Here is an 11,024-nt window from a genome sequence, read left to right as displayed (position 1 = left end):
GGCGATTTTCTCGCCTTATGGCAGCGAGCCGGAAACGATTGCGGCTGATGTGAAAACTTTATTGTAAAACCGTAGTTAAGGCCGTCTGAAATGGGTTGTAGATTTCAGACGGCCTTCTTGCTTTTGATATGGCAAAGGAGAAGAAAAAAATGACCGACACACTTTTAACGATTGCTTTATCTAAGGGGCGAATTTTTGAGGAAACCCTGCCGCTGTTAGCTGCCGCCGGTATTGTGCCTGCGGAAGAGCCGGAAAAGTCGCGCAAGCTGATTATTGGCACGAATCATAACAACATCCGTTTGGTAATTGTACGCGCGACCGACGTGCCGACTTATGTGCAATATGGTGCGGCGGATTTCGGTATTGCCGGTAAGGATGTGTTGATCGAGCATGGCGGAGATGGCCTGTATCAACCTTTGGATTTGTACATCGCCTCATGCCGCATGATGGTTGCAGTTAAAAAAGGTTTTGATTACGCCGCCGCGTCCAAACCCGGCAGCCGCTTGCGGATTGCCACCAAATATCCCGACATCGCCGCCGAACACTTTGCCGACAAGGGTGTGCATGTGGACATCATCAAACTGTACGGCTCGATGGAGCTTGCGCCTTTGGTCGGTTTGAGCGACGCGATTGTCGATTTGGTTTCCAGCGGAAATACTTTGAAGGCCAATGGTTTGGAGGCTGTGGAACATGTGGCTGATATTTCCAGCCGCTTGGTGGTCAACAAAGCGGCCTTGAAAACCAAATATGCGCTGTTGAATCCGATTATTCAGGCATTTGAAAATGCCGCTAAGGCCGTCTGAAAAGTTTTTGGCAAAACCTGTCTGCCAACCCAGTTTGAAAGCCCCGTCATGATGCAAAGCAAACCGACACTCGATACGATTCTTTCCCATCGTTCCATCCGCAGGTTTACTTCAGAACCGATTGCCGATGAAATCCTCGATACGCTGGTTCGCGCCGGACAGCAGGCTTCGACTTCCAACAATCTGCAATGCGTTTCCATCATCCGCGTATCCGATCTTGCGCTGAGGCAGGGGATACATGAAGCGGCAGGAAGCGCCCCTTATATTGTCCATTGTGCGGAATTTTTATTGTTTTGCATCGATTTTTCCAAACACAAGGCGATGTTTCTTGATGCGCAAATTGATTGGGCGGAAGTCACCCTGATTGGCGCGGTCGATGCAGGCATTATGGCGCAAAACGTATTGCTTGCCGCCGAATCGCTTGGGCTGGGCGGCGTGTATATCGGCGCGTTGCGCAATGATGCGCAAAAAGTGTCGGACGTGTTGAACCTGCCGGATTATTGCGTGCCTTTGATGGGGTTGTGCCTCGGTTATCCCGACCAAGACCCACCGCTCAAACCGCGCCTGCCTAAGGAAATGGTCTATGCCGAAAACACCTGTCCGAGCCTGAATGCCGAGGCGGTTGAAGCCTATAATCAGGCAGTGGCGGATTATTATGAGTTACGCAAGGGTAGCCCGATACCTTGGAAGGAATCGCTGGCCAAAACCTTGGGCAATCCTGTGCGACCGCATATGTTGGCGTTTTTGCAGAAAAAAGGTTTTTTGAAAAGATAATGTTCAGACGGCATGTGTGTGGCTGAGGCCGTCTGAAAACAATAGGAACGAAAAAAGGAAGAGAGCAAACCATGAAGAAACTCGACACCCAATCCCCTGATTTTCAAGCCGAACTTAAAGCGTTACTCGCTTTTGAAACCGCGCAAAACCCTGAAATCGACCGTATTGTTGCCGACATCTGTGCCGATGTTCAAAAACGCGGCGATGCGGCGCTGATTGAATACACCAACCGCTTTGACGGCACATCTGCCCAAACCATCGGCGATTTAATCCTGACGCATGACGATTTGCAGTCTGCGTTTGAGCGTTTGCCCGAAAACATTCAGACGGCCTTGAAAACGGCCGCGCGACGGGTGGGAAGCTATCATAAACATCAAAAAATGGAGTCGTGGACTTACGAAGACGAAGACGGTACGCTTTTGGGGCAACAGATTACGCCGCTTGACCGAGTCGGTATTTATGTTCCGGGCGGTAAAGCCGCTTATCCGAGTTCCGTCATCATGAACGCCATGCCTGCCCACGTTGCCGGCGTGAAAGAAATCATCATGGTCGTTCCCACTCCGAAAGGCGAGCGCAACGATATCGTGTTGGCGGCTGCTTTTGTGGCCGGTGTAACCAAAGTGTTTACGGTCGGCGGCGCGCAGGCGGTTGCGGCTTTGGCTTATGGTACGGAATCTGTGCTTCAAGTCGATAAGATTACCGGCCCGGGCAATGCTTTTGTCGCTGCGGCAAAACGACGCGTGTTCGGCGTGGTCGGTATTGATATGGTGGCAGGGCCGTCTGAAATTTTGGTGATTGCTGATGGTACGACGCCTGCCGATTGGGTGGCCATGGATTTGTTCAGTCAGGCGGAACACGATGAAATTGCACAAGCGATTTTGATTGGTACTTCTCAAACGTATTTGGATGAAGTTCGGACGGCCATGAACCGCTTGATTGAAACCATGCCGCGCCGTGCGATTATTGAAGCTTCATTGGGCAACCGAGGCGCAATGATTTTGGCTAAAGATTTGGACGAAGCCTGCGAAATCGCCAACTATATTTCTCCCGAACACTTAGAACTGTCGGTCGAAAATCCGCAAGAGTGGGCGAAAAAAATCCGCCACGCCGGTGCGATTTTCATGGGACGCTATACCAGTGAAAGCCTTGGCGACTATTGCGCAGGGCCCAACCACGTTTTGCCGACCAGCCGCACGGCGCGTTTCTCTTCTCCTTTGGGAACATATGATTTCCAAAAACGCTCCAGTCTGATTCAGGTTTCAGAACAAGGGGCGCAGAAGTTGGGCAAAACCGCCAGCGTGTTGGCGCATGGCGAAAGCTTGACCGCGCACGCCAGAGCGGCTGAGTTCCGTTTGAAAGACTGAGTGAAACGTTGAAGTCGTACGTGCAAGGGTTGTTTGATAAGTGCTGACGGAACTCGTTTATACCGACCGCCTACTACCAAAAAAAACACTCCAACACATCTTAATCCAACAGGAACGCAAGCGAATTTTGTTATTCGAGACCCAAATACAAGAACAACACTAACTAATGGACATTTGAATATAAAATGATTAACCTAGAATTGAAAGCCATCAATCTTTACGATTGTGCCTTTGAAGATTTCGTTCCCGAAATCAAAGACAATTTTTGTGTGGGAATTGATTTAGACATAGGAACTGATGATAGTGATGCTGCAGATATATTTTCTGTTCGCATATGCTCTCCTAAATGGATTTTGCATAATTGTTTCCAAAATCAAAGGGTTAAATGGGGAGCGGGTATGATGATTATGAATGAATTTAATCATTCTGTTATTAAATCGGAAATTGAGAAAATTCTTAAAGAATGTTCAAAAGAAACTTGGGAAAAGTCATTGACTTATTTACTTCGTTTTTTTTCGTGGGAATTTGAAGATTATCAGTGCTAAAGAAATCAAAAAAGGGCATCTAAACAGATGCCCTTTTTATTGTGATGAAGATTTTAACTGGGAAGGTATCAGGCCGTCTGAAAACAGGTTTAACGGTTTTTCAGCCAGTCATTACGCATTTGTGCGGCTTCTTCAAAATAGCGGTAAAGCTCGGTTTTGTTGCCGTCTGAAAGGAGCTGTTCCAATTTGGATAATTGTTCTTTCAAATCGCCGGTCAGTTTGAGCAGGGCAGGGCGGTTGGCCATGCAGATGTCGGTCCAAACGGCAGGATGGCTGGAAGCGATGCGGGTAAAGTCGCGAAATCCGGTGGCGGCATAGGGGAGATAGTCTTTGCCGTGCGGATGGTCAACCAAAGCGTGGACATAGGCAAAGGAGGCCAAGTGCGGCAAGTGGGAAACGGCGGCAAAAATATTGTCGTGTTCTTCGGCGCTCATGGTGGAAATTTGCGAACCAACCGCCTGCCACAGGCTTTTCAGCCGTCTCAGGCCGTCTGAAGCCTCTTGGCCGTGTGGCGTAATGATAAGGCGGCTGTTTTGAAACAAACCGCAACGCGCGGATTTTGCTCCGCTTTGATCCGATCCAGCTATCGGGTGGGCAGCAAAACATTGCGGCAGGCGGTCGGATAAGTGGGTGCGGAAGGCATTGAGTGCCGATTGTTTGGTGCTGCCGACATCGGAAACGCAGGCAGTGTCTTTTAAGAAGGGCTTGATGTCGCGGCATACGTCAGGCAGGACGGAGACAGGCGTGGCAATCAAAACCAAATCGGCATTGCTAATGCTTTCGGCGCAAATATTCGGATAGGCATGGTCAATGATGCCGCATTCGAGTGCGTAATTGAGGTTGTCGGCATTGGTATCGATGCCGGTAACGGTTTGCACCAGTCCCAAGCGTTTGAGGTCGAGTATGAACGATCCGCCGATTAAACCGACGCCGATAAGGGTGATATGGGGAAAAAAGGCGGAAGTGTTCATGGTTTGAATCCGGTACAAGTGGAAAAGCTTATTTTAATCCGTTATGGAGGCCGTCTGAAAGTTGTCATCAAGGTTTCAGACGGCCTTTTTATGGTCGAATTTTCATGATTTAGGCATAGAAACCCCCGTTTAGTAGGAGCATGTAACCGATTATCAGATTTTCATACACTAAAATAATCATCTGAATCAGTATAACGTCTTAAAGTAAGTGATTGGTATCTTAAAGTAAATTATTACATCATATTTTATTTTGATTGATATCGAATAAAATAATTCACTCAGAAAGAAGGAATTTATGAGTTTTTCACAAACCGAATTAGTCAACGCAATGCGTTTGCTTTCTACCCGTCTGCCGCAGTTTCCAGAGCAGCAAAACCAAGTATCCCGCATGTTGCGCATTGTAACCGAACGTTTGAGCAGCCATTTGAACGAAAACCTGAAAGCGTTCGGCATCAATGAAAACCTGTGGTTTTCCCTGATGGCGGTTTACGTCAGCCCAAACAGCGAAATCCTGCCTTCGCGCTTGAGCGACCTGATGGACTTGACGCGCACCAGTGCGACACGCCTGTCGGACGATATGGTTGGGCGCGGCTGGGTAGAGCGTTATATCAATCAAAAAGACCGCCGTCAGATTGTGCTAAAATTGACCCCTTCAGGTGAGACCTTCATCCACGAAGTATGGCCGCAAATTGCCCGTCAGAGCGGCCAGGCGTGGGAAGATTTCACGAAAGAGGATTATGATACGCTGCAACACCTATTAGGTAAACTGTTGAACCGTTTGGGCAATTGACAACAGACGGCCTGATGGTCTGCGGCAGGCACACATAAACGGAGTCTGTATGAAATTAGGTTTGGTCAAATCAAGCGTATGCGTTGCCGCTGTTTCGCTGTTGGCGGCATGTGCGCCGTTCGGCAAACAGTCGCCTTTGGATGAGACAACAGCCTATCCGCTGCCGCAAGGCCAATCTGCCGCTACTGCCCAAGACGGCTGGTGGATGAAGCTGAAAGATAAAAAATTAAACAATTTGATTGCTTCCGCCATTCAGACGTCTACCAATCTGCGTGTCGTCAAGGCAAGGTTTGAGCAGGCTCAGGCGCAGCTGGGCGTTGTAGGAGCCGCAAACAAACCGCAAGTCGGCTTGGGTGTAACCGGTATTGGTACCTATGTTTCACCCAAACCTCAAGCCGGTATGGTCGATACCGACCATACATTGGTTTTGGCGCACGCAGCTTTACAAGGCAGCTTGGTTTTCGACTTTTGGGGTAAAAACCGAGAGCAGATTCAAGCTGTTTTGGGAAAAAGCAGGGCTACGGTGTATGAAGCGCATCATATCCGCACCGAGTTGGCTCACGCCGTTGCCGCCCAATATTTTGCGTGGCAGATGGCGACAGAACATCTGGCTTTGCTGGATACGCGCATAGAGCTGGCGGATAAAGCATTGAAACTGATGCAACAACGCGTTAAAGCGCAGCTGGCTCCTGCCGATGCCTTGCACGCTCTGGAAATGGCGCAACAACAATTACAGCTTGAAAAATCGGCATGGACTCAGAAAAATGAGAAAATCCGCAACAGTCTGGCTGTATTGACCGGCCGTGTACCGGGTGCATTGGATGGACAGGTTCCGGAAAAAATGGCGGCTGTGCCGTCATTGCCGGTTAACCGAATTGAAGCGGATTTGCTGGCAGCCCGACCCGATATCGCGGCGCAAAAAGCCTTGCTTGAAGAAAAATGGCATATTGTCAAATCGACCGAAGCAGAGTTTTACCCGAATATCGAATTAAAAGTTTTGGCGGGTATGACGCACATTGATGCGTTCAATCTGATTCGCGGACGAACCTCCGGTATGTTGGGCATCGTTCCGGCTTTGAATCTGCCATTGTTTACTTCCGGTGCGCTGCAGTCTAAATTGGCGGGCAAACGTGCCCAATATAACGAGCAGGTTGCCGTGTATGACCAAACTGTTTTGAATGCCATGCGTTCGGCGGCAGATGCCGTAGTGGACTATCAAAGCCTGAAAAGCCGACAAGATACTTGGAATAAGATGGTCAATATCGCGGATAAATCTGTGCAAAATGCGAAAGGACGTGTTCGTGCAGGCTTGGATAACGGCTTGACCGCTTTGCAAAAACAAGACGAAGCTGTGCGTACGAAAATGTCGGCGGTTCAATACCATGCAGAATATCTGACAGCTTGGAGTAACCTCAATGCCCAGTTGGGCGGAGGCTTTCAATTAAATAAGAAATAAATGTTTTATTAAAACGTAGGCCGTCTGAAAGTAATTTCAGACGGCCTTTTGCTTACCTTATTTACATTTGCTACCGGAAGAAATTATTGTAATGAATAGAGTGTAACTATAGAATATGACCCTTTAGCGCGTTAAACGCGCGTATTGGGGACTGATGGTATAAGTCAGCTGCCCGGCAAGACAATAATATCGTTATCACATGTGCAGAATTAAAGTTAGGACTTATGGATACTCAATCAGAAAAAAATAATGTCCAAAAAGAACCGGAAGTGGCTGCTTCCGGCGCTAAAACGCATCGCAAACGCAATTTGGTTATCGTTACGCTTCTATTCCTTATTGCGGCAGCAGGAGTTGCTTTGGCGTATTTCCTGTTTTGGCAACATGAAGAAGAAACGGAAGATGCTTATGTGGCCGGTCATTTGGTGATGATTACGCCGCAGGTGAACGGCACGGTGCGCAAAGTCATGTATGACGATACGGATGTCGTGAAAAAAGGCGATGTGTTGGTGGCTTTGGACGACAGCGATTTTCAGCTGGCATACGATCGTGCGCAAAATGAATTGATTCAGGCCATTCGTCAAAACAAGCAGCAAGCTGCGGTCAATTCTAAAGCCAAAGCGCAAGTGTTGTTGCGCAAAGCCGATTTGGCCCGTGTACAAGCCGATTTGCGCCGCCGTGAATCTTTGGCAGGTACGGAAGCGGTTTCCGGTGAAGAACTCAGCCATGCCCGTGCCGCTGTGGTTCAGGCTCAGGCTGCAGTGAAAGCGGTTGAGGCGGAAGAAGTTTCTGCTCAGGCAGCGTTGGGCAACAATATTCCTCTGCGCCAACAACCGGCAGTTCAGACGGCCATCAGCCACATCAAAGACGCCTGGCTGAATTTGCAACGTACGCAAATCCGTTCGCCGATCAGCGGCCAAATTGCCAAACGCAATGTCCAAGTCGGCCAACGTATCGCACAAGGTACGCCGATGATGGCTGTTGTGCCCCTGTCTGAATTGTGGGTGGATGCCAACTTTAAAGAATCGCAACTGCGCAAAATGAAAATCGGCCAGCCTGTTGAAATGACAGCCGATTTGTACGGCAGTAAAGTGGTTTACCATGGCAAGGTAATGGGTTTGTCGGCAGGTACGGGTAGTGCGTTCTCATTACTGCCGGCGCAAAATGCAACGGGCAACTGGATTAAAGTTGTGCAACGTGTGCCGGTGCGTATCAGTTTGGATGCTAAAGAATTGCAACAAAATCCGCTCCGTGTCGGTTTGTCGATGACTGTTAAAGTCGATATTGCCGAGAAGGGCAGCGGTAAAGCCATGACTGCCGAAGCGGAACAAAATACTGCATTGCCGGAAACGGAAAGTGTGGATTGGAAAGCCGCCGATGCTTTAGTCGATAAAATCTTCGAACAATACGCAAAATAATCTTTTCAGACGGCCTGAGTCTTTTATTGAAGGCTCAGGCCGTCTGAAATATTGATTCTCTTCAATCGACCGCTTTGGCGGTTGTCTTATAGTTTATAAATATGAATTATCCGCCGTTACAAGGGTTTAAGCTGGTGTTGGCAACTTTGGCGCTCAGCTTGGCCGTATTTATGGAAGTCTTGGACAGCACCATCGCCAACGTCGCCGTGCCTGTTATTGCAGGGGATTTGGGTGCGGCTACCACGCAGGGGACTTGGGTGATTACCTCATTTGCCGTAGCCAATGCCATTTCCGTTCCTCTGACAGGTTTTTTGGCCAAGCGGTTTGGCGAGGTCAAAATCTTTATCGCCGCTGTGATCGGGTTTGTCGTAACGTCATGGCTGTGTGGCATTGCACATAATCTTCAAGCCTTGGTTTTTTTCCGTGTATTGCAAGGCTTCATCGCCGGGCCATTGATTCCCTTGTCCCAAAGCCTGTTGATGGCTTCCTATCCGCCTGAAAAACGAACATTGGCACTGGCCTTATGGGCGATGACCGTCGTTGTTGCCCCTGTATTGGGGCCGATTTTGGGCGGTTGGATCTCGGACAACTGGCATTGGGGATGGATTTTCTTTATCAATATCCCGATCGGGATTTTGTCTGCAACTATTTCTTGGAAACAGCTTAGACACAGGGAAACTGAAATCGTCAGGGCGCCAATCGATTATGTTGGGCTGGTGTTGATGATCGTCGGTATCGGCGCATTACAAATGATGTTGGATAGGGGCAAGGAATTGGACTGGTTTGCCTCGGGAGAGATTATCGTTTTGGGCGTTACCGCTTTGGTGTTTCTGACATATTTTATTGTTTGGGAGCTGGGCGAGAAATACCCGATTGTCGATTTGTCATTGTTTAAAAATAGAAACTTCACAATAGGCGTCGTTGCTACATCGTTGGGCTTCATGGTCTATATGGGCACATTGACCCTGCTGCCTTTAGTGTTGCAATCAAATCTCGGCTATACCGCTACTTGGGCCGGCCTAGCTGCTGCACCGGTGGGCTTCCTGCCGATTATTCTGTCGCCGATTATCGGTAAGTTTGGTAATCGCGTCGATATGCGTCTGTTTGTCAGCGCCAGCTTCTTGGTGTTTGCCTACACATTCCATTGGCGAACCGATTTCTATGCCGGTATGGATATGAGCAACGTCGTTTGGCCGCAGTTTTGGCAGGGTTTAGGCGTAGCCATGTTCTTCCTGCCTTTGACCAGTATTACCTTGTCGCATATGAAAGGCAACCAAATTGCCTCGGCAAGTAGCCTGTCTAATTTCTTGCGTGTCTTTATGGGCGGTGTCGGAGTATCTGTTGTCAGCACCATGTGGGAACGACGCGAAGCTCTGCACCATACTCAACTGACCGAACATATTAATTTATTGTCCTCAATCAGCAACCAATCTATTCAAGGCATGATGGTCAATGGACTGAGCAAAGAGCAAGCCCTGGATGCGATAAATAGTACCATTTCACAACAAGGCTTTATTATTGGTTCAAATGAAATCTTCTTGGCAGGCAGTATCATATTCATCAGCATGATCCCCATTATTTGGTTGGCAAGACCTCCGTTTAGCGGTTCCGGCGGGGGAGGGCATTAGATAAAAGGCCGTCTGAATTTCAGACGGCCTTTTATCTATATATTATTTAAGACTCAATAATAGATCTCTAAATGCATTTGGATCTTTAATAAACGTCATTTCTCCTGATTGAGGGAAATGGAAATCGAGCAGACGAGATACCCAGAAACGAATACATCCGGCTCTTTGTGCAGTAGGGAAATACGCGCATTCTTCATCAGATAATGGACGTACGCTTTCATAGCCGTGGATAAAGGCATCATAAAGGGCAGGGTCTAATTTGTTATCAGCTGTTCGTGCCCAATCGTTAACCGCAATTGCCAGGTCGTACATGAAATTACCGTTACACGCATAATAGAAGTCGATAAAGCCGGAAACTTCATCTCCATTAAGTAATACGTTGTCCTTAAATAAATCGGCATGGATAATACCGGAAGGCAAATGCTCTCCTAGATTTTCATCTAAAGCAGTAATTTCAGATTGAAGCAGTGCGGCATCTTCGGAATCTAAAACAGGTAGCAACTGAGTACAGGCATCATGCCACCAGTCATCATAACGAGGATTTTTCATTTTTAAAGGAAAGTCTTGGCCGGCTAAATGCATTTTGGCCAGCATAGCACCGGTATGGAAGCATTGAGCTTCAGTTGGCCAGCCAGTATCAGAACCATTCAAACAAGTAACCAAACAAGCCGGTTTTCCGGCCAAAATAGAATGCAGTCCGCCATCTTTACGAGTAATCGGAGCAGCGCAGGCAACACCATTCAGACTCAAATGCTGGTTGAGTTCTAAAAAGAAAGGCAGTTCATCTGATTTTAAAACCTCAAAAACAGTCAATACATAACGACCGGTTGAAGTAGTTAAAAAATAATTACTATTAGTAATTCCTTGAGCAATCCCCTGCAAAGAAACAAAATCTCCTAAATCATATTGCAGTAGGAAATCACGCATTTGAGCGTCGGAAACACTGGTATAGACAGACATAGCAAACTCGAGGCTGATATAAAAGAATCAAGGAAACATCATACCAAAAAACAAGCGCCAACAATATAAATTCAAGCGAGGGTTAAATTCAAAAGGCCGTCTGAAAGAGCATTTCAGACGGCCTTTGTTTGTATTTTTTTGTATGTATGGATTGTGTAGAAAGTTTGATTGAGTTTTTTATAAAATAAAAACCCTTTTAAAACATGTCTGTGATTAATTTTCTGAAAATAATTTTGCGAAAGGTGTTGACTGGTTTTGTTGTGAGGCGTATAGTTCGGTTCTTCGCTGCTGACGCGGTGAAGAAAACGAAGCAGACAG

General features: G+C 47.6%; 10 protein-coding genes and 2 pseudogenes. 9 read left to right on the top strand and 3 right to left on the bottom strand.

Going from position 1 to position 11,024, the window contains the following annotated elements:
- The 5 genes and pseudogenes from ACTHSP_RS13335 to ACTHSP_RS13315 form a co-directional block, all read left to right on the top strand.
- Positions 1-67 (top strand): annotated as a pseudogene (locus ACTHSP_RS13335) (SCO family protein); the annotation flags it as partial.
- Between the two features lie 82 nt (positions 68-149).
- On the top strand, positions 150-803 hold the full coding sequence (gene hisG / locus ACTHSP_RS13330) for an ATP phosphoribosyltransferase (RefSeq protein WP_371464988.1): 654 nt from the start codon (positions 150-152) through the stop codon (positions 801-803).
- A 48-nt stretch (positions 804-851) separates the two neighbouring features.
- Positions 852-1,577 (top strand): oxygen-insensitive NADPH nitroreductase, encoded by a 726-nt coding sequence (gene nfsA / locus ACTHSP_RS13325; RefSeq protein WP_440346253.1) that lies wholly within the window; start codon positions 852-854, stop codon positions 1,575-1,577.
- A gap of 71 nt (positions 1,578-1,648) precedes the next feature.
- Positions 1,649-2,941 carry a histidinol dehydrogenase gene (gene hisD, locus ACTHSP_RS13320; RefSeq protein ID WP_440346252.1) on the top strand — a complete coding sequence of 431 codons (1,293 nt, stop codon included), beginning with the start codon at positions 1,649-1,651 and terminating at the stop codon, positions 2,939-2,941.
- A gap of 185 nt (positions 2,942-3,126) precedes the next feature.
- Positions 3,127-3,486, top strand: coding sequence for an immunity 8 family protein (locus tag ACTHSP_RS13315; protein WP_002221979.1), 360 nt, complete (start codon positions 3,127-3,129; stop codon positions 3,484-3,486).
- A gap of 89 nt (positions 3,487-3,575) precedes the next feature.
- Here the strand turns inward: ACTHSP_RS13315 and ACTHSP_RS13310 are convergent, their stop codons facing one another.
- A complete protein-coding gene (locus tag ACTHSP_RS13310) occupies positions 3,576-4,457 on the bottom strand; it encodes a prephenate dehydrogenase (protein ID WP_440346251.1) in 882 nt (293 codons plus the stop codon).
- Positions 4,458-4,752: 295 nt separating this feature from the next.
- On the opposite strand from ACTHSP_RS13310, the gene ACTHSP_RS13305 reads away from it, so the two are divergent.
- The 4 genes from ACTHSP_RS13305 (at position 4,753) to ACTHSP_RS13290 (ending at position 9,746) form a co-directional block, all read left to right on the top strand.
- Complete coding sequence (locus ACTHSP_RS13305) at positions 4,753-5,247, top strand: MarR family transcriptional regulator (RefSeq protein ID WP_070630393.1); 495 nt, start codon at positions 4,753-4,755, stop codon at positions 5,245-5,247.
- Between the two features lie 49 nt (positions 5,248-5,296).
- Positions 5,297-6,703 (top strand): efflux transporter outer membrane subunit, encoded by a 1,407-nt coding sequence (locus ACTHSP_RS13300; protein WP_440346250.1) that lies wholly within the window; start codon positions 5,297-5,299, stop codon positions 6,701-6,703.
- 224 nt (positions 6,704-6,927) lie between these two features.
- On the top strand, positions 6,928-8,118 hold the full coding sequence (locus ACTHSP_RS13295; protein ID WP_049351643.1) for an HlyD family secretion protein: 1,191 nt from the start codon (positions 6,928-6,930) through the stop codon (positions 8,116-8,118).
- Positions 8,119-8,219: 101 nt separating this feature from the next.
- On the top strand, positions 8,220-9,746 hold the full coding sequence (locus ACTHSP_RS13290; protein ID WP_049351642.1) for a DHA2 family efflux MFS transporter permease subunit: 1,527 nt from the start codon (positions 8,220-8,222) through the stop codon (positions 9,744-9,746).
- Positions 9,747-9,788: 42 nt separating this feature from the next.
- On the opposite strand, the gene thrB is transcribed toward ACTHSP_RS13290, so the two are convergent.
- Together thrB and ACTHSP_RS13280 are read right to left on the bottom strand one after the other, a co-directional pair.
- Complete coding sequence (gene thrB / locus ACTHSP_RS13285; protein ID WP_049351641.1) at positions 9,789-10,706, bottom strand: homoserine kinase; 918 nt, start codon at positions 10,704-10,706, stop codon at positions 9,789-9,791.
- A gap of 113 nt (positions 10,707-10,819) precedes the next feature.
- Positions 10,820-11,024, bottom strand: a pseudogene (locus tag ACTHSP_RS13280) (hypothetical protein); the annotation flags it as partial.

This window comes from Neisseria sp. P0001.S005 (assembly GCF_051963715.1).
Note: the sequence above shows the minus strand (reverse complement) of the source record. Positions and strands in the feature narration are given on the sequence as shown.